The organism is Paracoccus aminophilus JCM 7686 (assembly GCF_000444995.1).
Lineage (GTDB): Bacteria > Pseudomonadota > Alphaproteobacteria > Rhodobacterales > Rhodobacteraceae > Paracoccus > Paracoccus aminophilus.
Map to the genome: position 1 here is coordinate 3,058,290 of NC_022041.1, position 15,483 is coordinate 3,073,772.

At 63.7% G+C, this 15,483-nt stretch carries 12 protein-coding genes and 1 tRNA gene; 2 read left to right on the forward strand and 11 right to left on the reverse strand.

The window, feature by feature from the left end:
- Positions 1-17 precede the first annotated feature (17 nt).
- From JCM7686_RS14980 to JCM7686_RS15015, 8 genes are all read right to left on the reverse strand, one after another.
- The gene (locus JCM7686_RS14980; RefSeq protein ID WP_041527398.1) at positions 18-1,274 is read right to left on the reverse strand and encodes an aspartate kinase; all 1,257 of its coding nucleotides are present in this window, start codon (positions 1,272-1,274) and stop codon (positions 18-20) included.
- A gap of 136 nt (positions 1,275-1,410) precedes the next feature.
- The gene (locus JCM7686_RS14985) at positions 1,411-2,010 is read right to left on the reverse strand and encodes a hypothetical protein (RefSeq protein ID WP_148292632.1); all 600 of its coding nucleotides are present in this window, start codon (positions 2,008-2,010) and stop codon (positions 1,411-1,413) included.
- Positions 2,007-2,453: a hypothetical protein gene (locus JCM7686_RS14990; protein WP_020951637.1), complete on the reverse strand. Its 447-nt coding sequence runs from the start codon at positions 2,451-2,453 to the stop codon at positions 2,007-2,009. Before JCM7686_RS14990 ends, JCM7686_RS14985 begins: the two co-directional genes overlap by 4 nt.
- A gap of 39 nt (positions 2,454-2,492) precedes the next feature.
- On the reverse strand, positions 2,493-3,062 hold the full coding sequence (locus JCM7686_RS14995; protein ID WP_020951638.1) for an SUKH-4 family immunity protein: 570 nt from the start codon (positions 3,060-3,062) through the stop codon (positions 2,493-2,495).
- A gap of 153 nt (positions 3,063-3,215) precedes the next feature.
- On the reverse strand, positions 3,216-3,761 hold the full coding sequence (locus tag JCM7686_RS23585; RefSeq protein WP_020951639.1) for a hypothetical protein: 546 nt from the start codon (positions 3,759-3,761) through the stop codon (positions 3,216-3,218).
- Positions 3,762-3,766: 5 nt separating this feature from the next.
- Positions 3,767-8,602: an RHS repeat-associated core domain-containing protein gene (locus tag JCM7686_RS15005; RefSeq protein WP_020951640.1), complete on the reverse strand. Its 4,836-nt coding sequence runs from the start codon at positions 8,600-8,602 to the stop codon at positions 3,767-3,769.
- Between the two features lie 4 nt (positions 8,603-8,606).
- Positions 8,607-9,035 (reverse strand): DUF1795 domain-containing protein, encoded by a 429-nt coding sequence (locus JCM7686_RS15010; RefSeq protein ID WP_020951641.1) that lies wholly within the window; start codon positions 9,033-9,035, stop codon positions 8,607-8,609.
- Positions 9,035-11,065: a type VI secretion system Vgr family protein gene (locus JCM7686_RS15015; protein ID WP_020951642.1), complete on the reverse strand. Its 2,031-nt coding sequence runs from the start codon at positions 11,063-11,065 to the stop codon at positions 9,035-9,037. The genes JCM7686_RS15010 and JCM7686_RS15015 overlap by 1 nt, the downstream gene beginning before the upstream one ends.
- Before the next feature lie 390 nt (positions 11,066-11,455).
- Here JCM7686_RS15015 and JCM7686_RS15020 point away from each other — a divergent pair, with 390 nt between their 5' ends.
- Together JCM7686_RS15020 and JCM7686_RS15025 are read left to right on the forward strand one after the other, a co-directional pair.
- Positions 11,456-12,223 (forward strand): alpha/beta fold hydrolase, encoded by a 768-nt coding sequence (locus tag JCM7686_RS15020; protein ID WP_020951643.1) that lies wholly within the window; start codon positions 11,456-11,458, stop codon positions 12,221-12,223.
- 178 nt (positions 12,224-12,401) lie between these two features.
- Positions 12,402-12,475 (forward strand) — tRNA-Cys (locus tag JCM7686_RS15025).
- Between the two features lie 250 nt (positions 12,476-12,725).
- On the opposite strand, the gene JCM7686_RS15030 is transcribed toward JCM7686_RS15025, so the two are convergent.
- The 3 genes from JCM7686_RS15030 to rpe all read right to left on the reverse strand — a co-directional run bounded on the left by JCM7686_RS15030 (position 12,726) and on the right by rpe (position 15,294).
- Positions 12,726-13,145 carry a DUF1178 family protein gene (locus tag JCM7686_RS15030; protein WP_020951644.1) on the reverse strand — a complete coding sequence of 140 codons (420 nt, stop codon included), beginning with the start codon at positions 13,143-13,145 and terminating at the stop codon, positions 12,726-12,728.
- Positions 13,146-13,163: 18 nt separating this feature from the next.
- The gene (locus tag JCM7686_RS15035) at positions 13,164-14,429 is read right to left on the reverse strand and encodes a 3-deoxy-D-manno-octulosonic acid transferase (protein ID WP_051201583.1); all 1,266 of its coding nucleotides are present in this window, start codon (positions 14,427-14,429) and stop codon (positions 13,164-13,166) included.
- A gap of 169 nt (positions 14,430-14,598) precedes the next feature.
- Positions 14,599-15,294, reverse strand: a complete 696-nt coding sequence (gene rpe, locus JCM7686_RS15040) for a ribulose-phosphate 3-epimerase (RefSeq protein WP_020951646.1) — start codon at positions 15,292-15,294, stop codon at positions 14,599-14,601.
- Positions 15,295-15,483: the final 189 nt, after the last annotated feature.

Consider the following 15,483-nt stretch of genomic DNA (forward strand, 5'->3'; position numbering starts at 1 on the left):
TGGTTCAGGCCCGGAGATCAGGCCTTTTCAAGATCAAATGCATCATGCAGCGCCTGCACCGCAAGTTCCATATACTTGCGGTCGATCAGCACCGAAATCTTGATCTCCGAGGTGGAGATGACCTTGATGTTGATGTTCTCATCGGCCAGCGCCTTGAACATCCGCGCCGCGACGCCTGCGTGCGAACGCATGCCGATGCCGACGACCGAGACCTTGGCGACCTCGGAATCGACGACCAGCTCGTCATAGGCGATGGTGCCGGCGGCTTTCGCCTCTTCCATCGCCTTCTTGGCGCGGGCGACCTGATTGACCGGGCAAGAGAAGGTCATGTCGGTCACCGAACCCGGGTGATCGTCATAATCCTTTTCCGAGATGTTCTGGACGATCATATCGACGTTCACGCCAGCATCGGCCAGAGGCGCGAAGATCGCGGCCGAGATGCCCGGCTTATCCTCGACAGTGACCAGCGTGATCTTGGCTTCTTCGCGCGAATAGGCGACGCCGCTTACGACTTTCGATTCCATGATTTCATCCTCATCGCAGACCAGCGTGCCCGACATCTCGTCGGTTTCCTCGAAGGACGAGAGCACGCGCAGGCGGACGTTGTAACGCATTGCCAGCTCGACCGAACGGGTCTGAAGCACTTTCGCCCCAAGGCTGGCCAGTTCGAGCATTTCCTCGAAGGCAATCTTTTCAAGCTTGCGCGCTTTCGAGGTGATGCGGGGATCGGTGGTATAGATGCCATCGACATCGGTGTAGATGTCGCAGCGATCAGCCTCGAAGGCGGCGGCAAAGGCCACGGCGGTCGTATCCGAGCCACCCCGGCCAAGCGTGGTGATGCGGCCCTCGGGCGAGAGGCCCTGGAAGCCCGCGACCACGGCGACCTTCATGCCCTCGGCGAATTTCGCGTCAAGGTTGGTGCGCGGAATGTCGAGGAAGCGCGCCGAAGAGTGCTGCGCGGTGGTGTGGATCGGCACCTGCCAACCCTGCCAGCTGCGCGCCGGAACGCCCATTTCCTGCAAACGCAGCGCCATCAGACCCGCGGTGATATTCTCACCCGAGGCGACGACCGCGTCATATTCACGCGCATCGAACAAGGGCGAGGTCTGCTCGACCCAGCCCACCAACTCATTTGTCTTGCCAGACATGGCGCTGACGATAACAATGACGTCGTAACCGCGATCAACTTCACGCTGCACTTTTTGGGCGGCGTTTTTGATACGGTCCAGATCAGCGACAGAAGTGCCGCCGAATTTCATCACCAGAAGCGGCATTTCTTGCCCCCAGTAGCCCAAGATATACGGAGTGCCTTCTAGGGGGCGGTTCAAGCTTCCGCAAGGGCGGATCGCTCGGATCCCAAAGGCGCCGCCCGCTTTGCCGCGCGCAGGCCCGAACGGGCCGCTTTGCGCGTCAACGCACCCGCAGCGCGGTCGGATCAAAGCCCGCCAGCGCGCTCGGGTCCAAGGCGACCGGGCGGCCATCGCGGCGCAGGCCGCAGGGATAGAGCCCAGCCTCATAGGCCGCGAAAACCCGTTCCAGCAGCGGCTCGCCCTTTTTGCCCAACACAAAGCGCGCCAATGCCACAGATTGCAGGGTTTCGAGGATGTCATAAGCGACCGTGGCCCAGAACGCCTCAAAGGGCGTGATGGTCTTGCGGATCTTTTTCTTGTTCAGCTCGCGCTGGAACTCTCCACGCGCGTCCCAAACCTCTTCGCCTTCGGGTTCGATGAGCGCGCGCCCGGCTTGACCCTCAGGGGTCGCATAGAAAGGGGACACTGCCCCCTCAAGCGCGTCGCGCCAGATCGCATAGCCGGCCGGCAGCTCCTGATCGTTCTCAAACTGCATCGCGCGCTCAAGATCGTTGATGACCTCGCAATCGGCGACGCCCCCGTGACCCGAGAGCAAATTTGGGCTCAGGAAAAATCGCACCGGAGCAAGAACGAAATCGTCATCCATGACGCTGCTGCCCTGCGGTTGCATCGCGTCCTGACCGGCTGTGGCGCGGGTCAAACGGTCTCAAGAAACCTCTGCCAATCGTCCGGGGGGAGCTCTGGCGCAAGGGCCGCATAGCGGCACGCCTCGACGCAGGCGGCCAGAAGGTCATCGAGATCGCCCAGGGCTTCAAGCGCATCATTCTCACCCACAAGCGCCGTAGAAGACCCGCTCCGCGACATCACGATCGGCACGTAAAGCACCTGCCCGATGATGACCCATTCCGCCGCATCCTCAAGACCGCGCAAGCGATAGGCGTGCCCTGCCAGCGCCGCCTGCGGGAAGAGGTCAATCCGCCCGAACATCCCACCATCCGCCACGCGCAAAACCGCATCATAAGCCGTCGATCCCGAATGCGCGCTCGGATTACCCGTTGCGATCTCGCCGAAGGTCGGGCCAAGCGGGGCGCTGAGCAGCCTGTCGCGCAAGAGGACGAACCGCGCGGCCAGCTCTGGCGTCATGCTGTCTCCTTGAGGTTTCCAGTGCCGTTTTCGACTGGATCAGTCTTTCCACAACCGTCCGGCGCGGGCGTATTCGACCGAGGGCGTCACGATCTGAACCTGAAGCTCTTCGATCAGAAAGGCCATCTGCGGCCAGAAGGCGCCGTCGGCGGCGGCCTCCGGGTCTTGGCCCTGCACGCGGTCGAGAAACGCGCCCGAGATCCGGATTGCCGCGGGCCCAAGATCATCAAACTGCGCGCGCAGCTCGAAAAGGCTGGCGATGAACCAAGAATAACAGCGCAGGAAATTGTCGAGATCCGAATTCACGAAAGCCGTCAGCGCGCCGAAAACCTCCTCGTCCTCGGCGGCAATCACGCGAATGCTGCCGTCCTTGGCTTCGACCAAGGGCCCATAATCGCAGGTCCCGAAAATCTCACCGCTCAAGGTCTCCGAGGTGATCGCGACCTTTTCATCGGGGAAGCGGACGAAATGAAACTTCGTCAATGGATCATCGGCGAGAAACTTCAGCCGATCGTTTTCGAGATCCTTCAGCGACAGTTTCTCCGGCGCGTGCCGGGTCGTCGCAAAGCCAAGCGCCCGCATCTGCTCAAGCAGCTTCTCAGAAATCACGGCGTTCCTCGCAATGCATCCAGCGTCGATTTTGCCGGGAAGGAGATGAGGGTTACATCCTACACTCCGATGCCGACCTTCCCTTCCTTGCATCCATCGCGCCGCAACTGTGTTCCAAGGACCGGCTCTGATCTGGGTGAGCAAAAGTCGCCGTTACGAGACTTTCACCACCGCGGGATCAAAGCCCTCAAGCGCGCTTGGGTCCAAAGCAACCAGCTGGCCATCACGGCGCAGGCCGCAGGGATAGAGCCCGGCTTGATAGGCCTCGAAAACCCGTTCCAGCAGCGGCTCGCCCTTTTTGCCCAACACAAAGCGCGCCAATGCCACAGATTGCAGGGTTTCGAGGATGCCATAAGCGACGGTATTCCAGAACTCTTCAAAGGGCGTGATCGTCTTGCGGATCTTTTTCTTGTTCAGCTCACGCTGAAACTCTCCGCGTGCGTCCCAAACCTCTTCGCCCTCCGGTTCGATGAGCGCCCGCCCGGCTTGCCCCTCAGGGGTCGCATAGAAAGGGGACACTGCGCCTTCAAGCGCGTCGCGCCAGATCGCATAGCCGGCCGGCAGCTCCTGATCGTTCTCAAGCTGCATCGCAAGCTCAAGATCGCGGATGACCTCGCAATCGGCGACGCCCCCACGACCCGAGAGCAAATTTGGGTTCAGGAAAAACCGCACCGGCGCGAGAACGAAGCCCTCATCCATATCCGTCAAAACCCTGCCTTGGTCAAAATATCGCTCCAATAGGCATTTGCCCGCGCGGTCCCGGTCTTGGTGCCTCCGGGAGTCACGCTGCCAATCCAGTCCGAACTGCGGATCGGAACGCCGTTCATTTGATTCTGGCGCAGAACATTTTGCAGGCGCTGGATCTCGGACGCAACATGCTGAGGTCCAAGCGACAGATCGATCCGGTTCATGGCCGCCTCGACGGCATCATTATAGCCTTTGTGGCTGCCCTGATGTCGCGTGAGTGGGCTGACGCGATCCGCGTTGCTGGCGCTGTTTGCGCCGCGATCGGGCAGGAACATGCCATTGCCTGCCCCGTCGATGTCTTGACCGCCCATCCGCCAAGCCGGGTGATTGTCGAGCGCGCCCGGAATGACGTGCTGCGCCTGATAACCGGGCGCGCGGGTACCGCGCGGCATTCCCATGTCGTCCATCAGATTGGCGCGCAATTTGTCCGAGCAGCCTTTCAACCCCAAAGGATCGACCCAGCCGTTCGGGTCGGCGACATAGCCTTGCGGGCGGATGCCGCCCAGAAGGCCTATCGGGTCGGGTGACAGATATTGCGTCGCATCGGGGTCGTAATAGCGCTGGTTGTTGTAATAGAGCCCGCTTTCCTCATCCGCCCATTGCCCCTGAAAGCGGATCGGCAGCGGATCGGGGGCGTGATCGTCATTCGCGGCCGTGGGACGCGGGGCGAGCGGCTCGACTTCGCCCCAAAGCGAGAGCTCTTGGCGCCAAAGCACTGCCGCGCCGTCTTCGGCGAAAAGCTCGCGCGGGGTGCCGATATGGTCGGTGACGACATAGTGCAGATCATCACCCACCGCGCGCGCCATTGGCCGGTGCGAGCCCGGCTCGTAGAGCCAATGCGCGGCGTGCTCCCAATCGGCGCCCTCTGGGCCGAGCGGCGCCTCGGCGATGATCTGCGTGCCTTCCCAATGATAGGCGCGCCCGCCGCCTTCGGGGATATAGCCCGGCGCGGCCTTGTCCTCGCGCCCGCCCGCCATCAGCTTCAGCCGCTGAACCCGGCGCCCCACGGCGTCATAGATATAACGCCAAACCGCGCCCTCGGGCGTTTCCAGCCGCACGAGCTGGCCCTGCCCGTTCCAGCCCATGCGCCAGATTTTCGGGCGGAAACCGGGCTCGTCCAGACGCTTTTCAACGACACGGCCCGCCGCATCATGGCGATAGGAGATCTTGCCGCGCTGGCGGACGCGACCGGCGTCCTGCACCAGTTTTTCCTGCCCCATCGCGGTCGCGATCTCGGTCAGGTTCTGGTTCGGGTCATAGCCGAAGCGGCTGAGGCTCGCGCCCTCGCCCCGCGCGGTCTGGCGCGAGACGCTGACGACCTGCCCGCGCGGATCATGTTCGAAGCGCTTTTCGCCGGTGATGCGGTCGTTAACCGAGATCGCGCGCTGCGCCCGGTCCCAGAGATAGGTGCGATGGGCCAAAGCCCCGGCACGGGTGATATGCTCGTTCTGCCGCCCCCCGGTCAGCACGCCGAACCGCACCTCATCGGGCAGCGCCGAGAGCGGCCCTGCGATCTGCTCGACCATGAGGCCAACGGCATCATAGCCCTGTGCCAAGGCAAAGCCCGCCTGCGTGCTGCGCATGATCTCCAGCCCACGCGGGTCATAGGCAAAGGACAAGGCCTCATGCTGGCCGAGTTGTAGCTCGGAGAGCTGCCCGGCAAGGTTATATTGCGCGGCGAAGGGCAAGGCATCGCCCCGGCGCGCGGTCCGGCCAGGCTCTTCGCCCGCGTAATCGGACAGGATCTCGCGGCCATTCTGAGACTCGCGGATGATCCGGCCCATCGCGTCATAGCTATATTCGATCGCACCCTCGGCGCTGACCGCGCGGATCAACCGGCCAAGCGCATCATAGGCGAAGGTGGTTTTCGACAGCTCTGCGCCGCGCTGGACCACCATTTCGATCATGCGCCCGCTGGCCGAGCGGGTGTAGCGCCGGATCGCGCCATCGGGCAGCACGCTTTGCGCCAGCCGACCGGCGGCATCGTAGTGATAGCGCGTCACCAGCCCCGCATAATCCCGCTCGGCGGTGATGCGGCTGCAGGCGTCATAGCCGATCTCGTAGCGCTCGCCCTTCTGGTTCACGAGCGCGGTCAGCCGCAAGAGCGCGTCATGCTCGGTCTTCACGCTATGGCCGTTTTCGTCGATGATCTCTTCGCAAAGATCGAAGGCGCCGAAACGATAGCGCCGCCGCGCGCCCTCGCCATTGACCGCTTCGGCCAGCATGCCTTCGCTGTCATAGCTGGCCTCTGCGGTGATGCCATTCGCCAGCGTCACGCTGCGGATGTTGCCGCGCGGATTGTCCGGGCCGCGTTGATGGTCCCAGCGCGTTTCCCCGCCGATCTCGTCGGAAAACCGCACGAGCCGCCCCTCGCCGTCAAAGCGCATATGCTGCTCGAACCCGGCCGCCGTGCGCAGCATCCGGGGGCGCTGCAACATGTCATAGGCGAAGCGCTCTTGCCGCCCGCCGGGATAATCGATGCGCAGAACCTGCCCGGTTTCGAGCCTGCGGAAGCGGATGAAACTGCCGTCGGGCTGCTCGACCGAGCCCAGATTGCCGCTGGTGTCATAGCGGAAGACATGGCTGTGACCGGCCTTGTCGGTGTGGGACTGGATGCGGCCCGAGAGCGTATAGCTCCAGCTTTCGCTTGCGCCTTCGGGATCGGTGATGCGGATCAGATCGCCCCAGCGGTCATAGTCGAAGCGCGTGACATTGCCGAGCGGATCGGTGTTCGACACCACATTGAGATGGCGCCCCCATTCGGTCAGCCACTCGCCGCCCAAGGGGTCGATGCTGCGCCAGACGAGGCCCTGATCGTTCCAGTCGTAACAGGTGACAGCGCCGCTTGCATCGGTCATCACCGTGCGCTTGGCGGCCAGATCATAGGCGAATTCGGTGTTGAGATGGCCCGAGGCCGTCCAGTTGCGCGCCACCCGCCCATCGGGGCCGTATTCGTAATGCGCCTCGGTTCGGCCGGTATCGGCCCAGCCGGTCAGGCGCTCTTGCGCGTCATAGCTGTAGCGCAGTGTCCCGGTCTGGGCCGAGATCGCTTCGGTCAGGACATTGCGGTCGGTATAGCTCCAGACGAAACCGCAATCCGCGCTGTCCGGCGCATTCAGCACGGCGCGGCGGATCACCATGTCACGGCTTTCGACCGAGAGGCTGAAGCCATCAGAATGGCGCAGCTCGTGCAGGCCGCTCTCGTTGTAGATCAAGTCGATGCGGTTGCCGTTGCGATCCTCGATGCGCGAGAGCAGACGCCGCGCCTTGCGGCTGTGATCAAAGATCCAGAAGATCTGGCGGTGGCGGTCATAGACGTAAAGCGAGCCCGAGCGCTCGCCGGCAAGCGTCAGATGCGGAAAGCGGATATTGCCAGCATCGACCCCGTCTTCGGGCGCATGAAACGAGATCAGCACCCCGTCTTCGTCCTGATAGGCGATCTCTTCGCCGTTGAGCCGCAGATGCTGGGCCCAAGTCCCCGCCCAATGGCGGCCCTGCACGCCCTCGGCCCCGGGGCGATAGCTGCGCTTCAGAACCAGCGGGATCGTGCCCGGAATGGCGATATCGGTGCGGGTCTCGAAGACTTGGCCGGTCGCGACATCGACCGGGTCGCCGCCGGTCGTGCAATTCTCGTTGGGCTTGCCCTGATTGCCCTCGGCCTCGGTGCGCTTCGGGTTCGGGCCTTTGTCGGGATCGCCACCGGGCTTGGGTTTCGGCGGCGTACCATCTTCGCCGGGCTTGGGGCGCGGAGCCTCGTCATGGGGATGGGGCTTTGGCTTCGGCGGGCCGTTCACATCGGGCTTGGGCTTTGGATGCGGCCCGTTCGGATGATCGCCCTTGCCGCCCTTCGGGATCGGCAGAAGATCGAGCAGTGCAAGCCCGGTGCGCACGCCGCGCTCGGCCCAGCCGCCGTCGATATCCATGCGGATCGCGCTGGTGTCGAGGTCGATCGCGATGGTCTTGCAGCCGTCGTTGATCTTGCCGCTGCAGGTCGTCATATGGCCGATGCGGGCGATCGGCCAGTTGTTGGCAAAGACCGTCTTCGCGCCCTCGGCGACGAATTGCGGGCCGCCATGCTCGGTGCAGGCCACCAGATCAGTGACCCGCGCCACCGGCTTGTTCTGGAAATAGACATTGGGCGATCCCTTCATGATCAAGCCCTTGTTCTTGCCATATTGCCCGGCCGCCGAGGCAAAGCCCATGCCAAGCCCGCCGACAAAGCCTGCCGCGAGACCTGCCGCCGCGACCACGAGAAGCGTCGCCGTGCCTGCCGAGGCGATGATGATCGCGGCCACAGCCACCGCCGCGACCGCGCCCAGAACCATCGCGCCCAGAACCGCCCATTTGTTCACATGGGCGATGGGATGGCCGACGGTCGCGGGCATCTCGCCCTTGTCAACCATGCGCTGATAGCCAAAGGCCGAGCCGATCGTGCTCATCGCGAGATGGCCAAGGCCCTCGCCCAGGAAAGAGCCGACGGCCCCGCCAACAATCCCCGCGCCAAGGCCGACCGCCGCCGGAAGCGCCGCAGCCGCCGCCGCCGCGCCGGTCGCGCCAAGCGTCGCACCACCGGCAGCGGCGCCCACGCCTGCCACCAGCCCCGGCAGCACGACCGAGCCCACCATGACCGTATTCTGGACGCCCTGGCTTTCGACCACGTCCAGCGCATCGTCCCAGCCCGCCTCGAATTCCGAGCGTCCGGTCTGGTCGGGAAAGACCCGGCCGTCGCTGTTGCCCGCTCCGCGATGCGAGAAGCCTGCCCCTGCGGTCGCGCCGATGATCATTCCGCTCATGCTGTCAGCTCCGTCGTGGCTGCAGGTTCAAGGTCGAGACGATGCGGCGGACTTCGGTCTGCTGCGAGGGCGTCATCGCGCCCGGCACCGAAGCGGTGATGACCATGGCCCGGTTGTCGGCAAGCTGGATCGTGGTGATGATCTGGTGGATCGGGCCCTGCTTGGCCTTCCAGCTGCATTCGATTTCATAGGCGGCTGCGCGGCTGAGCGTCGCGGGCTTGCGCCCCATCAGCTTGAATTCGTCGAGCGCATCCTCGATCTGCTTGATCTGATCCTCGACATATTCGGAAAAGCCCATGCCCCAAGGCAGGGTGTCGCGGGTGATCGAGACCGTCAGCCCCGGCTCCATCGCCGCCGTGCTCGAGATCACATTGATCGTCTGATCTTTCCAGCTGTCAGGAAGATCGAGAGTACCTTCATTGAAGACAAACATCAGGCGGTGGCGTCCTTGTTGAGATGAATCATGCCCGCCATCTGATCGAGGATTTCCTTGGTCAGCGTGACCTGTGTGGCCCCGCAGCGCAGCACGATCTGTTCAGGCGTGATCTCGATCACGGAATCCGGGGTTTCGCCCTTGCCGACGCCAAGCGTGATGCGCTCGACCGCCTTATGGGTCGCGACCTTGCCCGCATCGTTGATGATGTTGTCGGTCGCGCGCAGGCTGAAGCTTTTCTTGGTGTCCTGCTCGATGTTGTTATGCGCGTTGTGGCGGATGAATTGCTCGGCGGTCAGCTCGAAATTGTCCTTGGCGAAATACGAGATATTCCCCGCCCCGCCCGCGCCGCCCTTCGCGGTCTCTTTGATCGCGGTCGCGGTGACCGCACGCACCAGCGCGATGTCCTCGGTCAGATTGCCCGCATCGAGCTTCTTGCTCTCGTCGCCCGCCACGATGCGCACCTTGCGATCGCCGCGATTGACCTGTGTGCTTTCGTTGTCCTCGATGACGCGGTTCATGTCCTTCTCGGCATGAAGGAAGATCTCTTCGATGCCTTGGGCATCCTCGAACATCAGCTCGTTCGACCCGCCGCCCATATGGGTCTTGGTCTTGAAGCCCGAACGGGTCTTGTTGGCCGGAAGCCCGTAGATATTGGCATTCGAAGCGTTGACCACGCAGCCGGTGACCAGCGGCTTGTCGGGATCGCCGTCAATGAAATCGACGATCACCTCCATGCCGATGCGCGGGATGACGACCTGACCGAGCCCCGCCCCGGCCCATTGCTGGCTGACCCGGCAGCGCATCGAGATCGCGCCATCGAGATCCCAGTGAAAGCGCACCAACACCCGACCATATTCATCGCAATCGATTTCGCCGTCGCCGACGACAATGGCGGTCTGCGGGCCCTGCACCACCGGAACCGGGGTTTGACGCGGCGGCGCATAGGGCGCCGAGGCGGGCATCAGGACGTAAGAGCCCGAATAGGAATAGCCATTCGATTCCGACCCGCCCGAGCCATAGCTTTCGGAGACGAAGCTGTGATGGGAGGCCAGACAGACCTGCCGCGGCTCGCCCAGGTTCGAGATCCCCTCGGCCTCGACGGTGACGATCATACCCGAGCCAAGCGAGATGCAATCGCCCGCCGCCCGCGTCCGGCGATCATCGCCCTGAAACTGGTCGTTGCGGATGCGCGCGATCTTGCGGCCCTCTTCGCGGTCGAGATAGACGCCGGGATATTCATAGCTTTCCAGCGCGCCGAACGCATGTTTGGCACTGCCCATCCGCTCGGCCAGCATCTCGGCGCGCGGCGTCTTGAAGTTGTAGTCGATCAGCCGGACCGCGCCGGTCTTGATCTTGCGATCGGGGGCAAGGTCCCAGAAATGCTCGGCATCGGGCTGGTGGTGGCCATCGACCGGCTTGAACTTGCGGCTGCCGCCGACGATGTCCTTGAGGCTGGTGTCGCTGTCGGTCAGCACCATGCGATGATTTCCGAACTCGTGCTCGAAGTGATACGAGATGCCGAAGCGCTCCATCATCCGGCTGGCGAAGGCAAAATCGCTTTCGCGGTATTGGACGGTATATTCCAGCACCGGATAATCGCCCTCGAGCTTCAGTTCGAGCGCAGGCTTGCCCGCCCCCTCATAGGGCGCGAGCACCTCTTTGACGATCTTGTCGACGGTCTTGTTGTGGAAGATCTTCTGGTTGAAGCGCTGATCTGCCAGCCAGAACCACGGGCGCAGCGACAGATTGAAGCGATAGCCGTTCTCTTCGGCCCCGGCATAGCGCGCGCGGGTGACGATCCCGTCGAAATGGCGCGGCCCAGAGCGGGTATCGACCGTGACCGTGGCATGGGTGCCCAGCAGCGCGTCGAAATCGACGCCCGGATCGGACGACAGCGCTTCAACCTCGTAGTCAAAGAGATTGTTCATGAAATCCGCGCCGAAGAAACGCAGCAAGACCAGCGACTCGGGGCCCAGAACCGTATCGAGACGGCCCAGCCGCGCGTCCTGTTTGAATGACATGTTCATCGGAGGGGACCTCTCCCGAGACGATTGGAATAAGCGGATAGCATGGCAATAAGCTCTATTTGTTGCTGCTAAATGGCGGTGTGAGCGCGGCTCTGTCAATCGTTTGGCTGAGTTGCGCGATCCTCGGGCAAGCCATGCGCCCAAGGGTTGCAACCCGGGCCAGAAGGCGCGGCGACAGAAATCCGAGGGCCTGCAAATGCTTGGCAGCGCCCCGATCCAAGGCCCGCAATCAGCGATTTGCCGCCCGTCCCGACCAAAGTGCCGCTATCCGACCCAAAGCACGCCTCACGATTCGTCCGTTCATGCGCCGCGGTGGATCGCGCAAACTTCGCGTCAAGATTGCTCCTTGGGGCAAGTCGCCTAAAGCGATCTGGACCGAAAGGTGAACACATGCGCAGACACAGCTTCGACCATGGCGGCGTGGTCTTCTCGTTTCTCGATGCAGGCGGGGCGGGCAAGCCGCTGGTCGCGCTGCATGGCCACTGGATGGGCGCGTCGGATTTCGAGGAGCTCGCTGCGGATCTGAGCCCCGACTGGCGCCTGATCGCGCTCGATCAACGCGGCTTTGGCGAAACCGACCACGGAGCTCCTCATAACATGGCCTCCTATGTTGGGGATGTGGTCGCTCTGCTTGAGCATCTCTCGATCACCGACCCGGTGCCGGTTCTGGGCCATTCCTTCGGCGGGGTCGTCGCCTATCATCTTGCCGCCAGCCATCCCGAGCGGGTTTGCGCAATGGTGATCGAGGATATCGGGGTCAAGATCGCCGATGATTCCGCGCCCTATGTCGCCGGGTGGAGCGGCACGTTCCGCCTGCGCGAAGCTTTGGAAGAGCAGCTTGGTCCCCGCCTCGCGCCCTATCTGCAAAAGTCGATCCGCCGGGTAAAGGAAGGCTGGACGCTGTCCTTCGATCCCGCCGAATTCCTGATCTCCGAGCAGGCAACCAACGGCGATCATTGGCTGATCTGGCTGCAAAGCCATTGTCCGGCGCTTGTCGTCTCGGGCAGCGAAAGCCGGATCTGCGATCCGACCGAGCTGCAAGCAATGGCCGCGCGCCGCCCGAATTCGGAATTCGCCCAGCTCACGGCGGGCCATTCGGTCCATCTCGACGCCCGCGCCGATTTCGCCCATCTGCTGAGGCGGTTTCTGACGGCCTAGGCCCGCGCGCACCACCGCATCGCTTTTATAAACGCAGCGTTTTCGGTGGATGCGCCGGGCAAGCCACGCCCGACCCATCCGGTCGCGCCCTAGGCACGGGTGCCGAGCGAAAGTCGCCTTCCAACTTGATAACCCCCTTGACCCCGCAAGCCGAAACCCCTAGCAAACGCAGCACGGTGGTGGGTTGGCGGAGAGGTTACGCACCGGATTGCAAATCCGTGAAGACCGGTTCGATTCCGGTACCCACCTCCAACCTCACAAACCTTTCCCAAAGACTCGCCGCTTCAATCGCTTGACGGTTTCGATCTCGATTTGACAGCGGCCCCCGATCATGGGCCCGACCGGTCTGCGGTGCCTTTCGCGCTTGGTGTCCAGTCGTTTAGAGGATCTCCACCTCACCTACATGCTTATCGTTTAGGGGATCTCCGCCTTACCTAGATGCAGAAACGCGAAAACGGCACCCGACAGCGTCAGGTCCCGCGCAGGCCCGTCTGCAGCTCTCTTAGTTCGTGCGGTGCCGCGGGGTGAAGGGCAGCGGCGCGACCGGGATACCGTCCTCGAGCAGCTTGCGCGCATCCTCGAGCTTGGCCTCGCCGTGAATCGCTCGCTCGGGCTTTGTGCCATCATGCATCGCGCGCGCTTCGGCGGCAAAGGACATGCCAACGTAATCCGAATTTTCCTCGACCTGACGGCGCAGATCGGCCAAAGCCTTTTCCTGCTCGGTCTGCGGGCTTTGCAGGTCCGGCGCGGTCGCCGCGCGGGTGGCGACATTCGGCGCCATCAGCGCCTTCTCGACCCGGATCGAGCCGCACAGCGCGCAGGACACCTGCCCCGCAGTCCGCAGGCTCTCGAACCCCTCGGACGAACGGAACCAGCCATCGAAATCATGGCCTTGGTCGCAGCGAAGACTGTAACGGATCATGGTAAATTCCTTTCGGAATCAGATATCGGAATTCCCGCGCCGCTGCGCAAGAGAGTCCGCGACCAAGCCGCGGATTTGATGCAGAAGCGGCGCAGGATCTCCGGCTTCGCGCATCAGAATGTCATGAGCCGAAACGCCCATGCGCCGGGCCTCGTCCGGGTTCGAGATCAGATCAAGCAGCACCGCCCAAAGCCCCTCGGCGGTGACGGCCCGGCTCGCGCCTTCGGCATCGAGCAGCGCATAATCCTGCGCGAAATTCGCCACATGCGGGCCATGGAGGACGGCGCAGCGATGCGCGGCAGGCTCCCAGGGCGTATGGCCGCCCTTTTCGACGAACGAGCCCCCGGTCAGGCAGATCTGCGCCGCATCATACCAGAGCGGCATTTCGCCCAAAGTATCGGCCAAGAGCACTTCGGCCTCAAGCCCGGCGCCCTGACTGCGCCGCGCAAAGCGCAGCCCCCGCGCCGCCATCAGAGCCGCGACCGCGTCGCCACGCACAGGATGGCGCGGCGCCAAGATCAGACGCAGATCGGGCCGCGCCGCGCGCGCCGCCAGATAGGCGTCAAGGATCGGCTCCTCCTCGCCCTCATGGGTCGAGGCGACAAGCAGCGTCACCGCGCGAGAGGGCCCCGGCGCGCCGGGCTTGATCCGGGCCGGGGCCAGAAGCTTCAGGTTGAGCCGCGGCGCGCAGGCCTCGAGGCGCAGACCGAGCGCCAGCAGCCGCTCCTCGGTGGCGCCGTCTTGCGCCGACAGAAGGTCGATCCCCGCAAGAACCGGACCGATCAGCCCGGGCCGCTTGCCCCAGCGCGCCGCCGAGCGCGCCGACATGCGCGCCCCGATCACGACCTGCGCCACACCGCGTGCGCGCAAAGCACTGGCGCGGTTCGGCCAGATCTCATTCTCGATGGTCAGCGCCAGCCGGGGCCGGGCCTCGTCCAGAAAGCGCGCGACCGCGCCCGGCACGTCCAAAGGCGCCAGCCGCGCCGTCAGCCCCCAGCTTTGCGCCAAAGCCCGCCCGGTCAGGCTGTTCGCGGTGACGAGAACCGGAAAATCGCGCGCCAGATCCTCGATCAGCACTTGCGCTGAAGTGAGCTCGCCGACACTCGCGCCATGGATCCAGATCCCGCCCGACGCAACCGGCCCCGCTAAAGCCATGCGCTCGGCAAAGTCGCGCCCCGAGACCAGCGCCACCGGACGCAACACCGCCCCGGCAACCGCCGTCAAAGCCCGATAAACCGCCGCGCCGCGTCCCGTCACCTTCGGCTGCTCTGCCCGTTTGGTCATGTCATCTCGCATCTGATCCCGACCAAGCCTATCCGCCCGAAGGTGCCGTGAAAACCACCCTTCCCCCACACGGCGAGGGCCAGCCCCTGCACATGCAAAAGGGCAGATCCGCACCGGATCCGCCCTCTCTCAACCTCGCAATCCCTCGGCCCCGCGCGACGTCACCGGCTCACGCGCCGACAAGCGCGCCTTCTGCGGCCTGACGGATCGCCCGAATATTGTCGCCGTAGGCCTCGGGGTTGGCGACCGAGCCACCGCGGAACACCGCCGAGCCCGCCACCAGCACATCCGCTCCCGCTGCCACGAGCAGCGGCGCCGTCACCGGATCGACGCCGCCGTCGATCTCGATATGGACAGGCCGGTCGCCGATCATCTGGCGCAGCTTGCGAACCTTGCCGGTCATGTCGATGAACTTCTGCCCACCAAAGCCCGGGTTCACGGTCATCACGCAGACCAGATCGGCGAGATCGAGCACATGCTCGATCGCCTCGGCCGGCGTGCCGGGATTAAGCGCCACCCCGGCCTTCTTGCCGGTCGCCCGGATCGCCTGAAGGGTGCGATGAATATGCGGCCCCGCCTCGACATGGGCGGTGATCAGATCCGCCCCGGCCTCGGCATAGGCCTCGATGAAGGGATCGACCGGCGCGATCATCAGGTGCACATCCATGAAGGTCTTCACATGCTTGCGAAACGCCTTCACGGCGGGCGGGCCGAAGGTCAGGTTCGGCACGAAATGGCCATCCATCACATCGACATGGACCCAATCGGCGCCCTGATCCTCGATGGCGCGGATCTCGCGCCCGAAATCGGCAAAATCGGCAGAGAGGATCGAAGGGGCGATCTTGATCCGACGGTCAAATGTCATGGCGGGTCCTTTCTGCGACGGCCTCCAAGACCGGGCCTGCGCCCTCAGACAAAGCGCTCCCGGATATCTGGCTCCGATATGGGCGAAACCACCCAGAGGTCAACCATCGGCAACCACCACAGCCCAGAGTTTGCAATTTTCGCCCCGCCCCGACGCCAAGACCAATCACGGCGCGACCACCAATCGCCC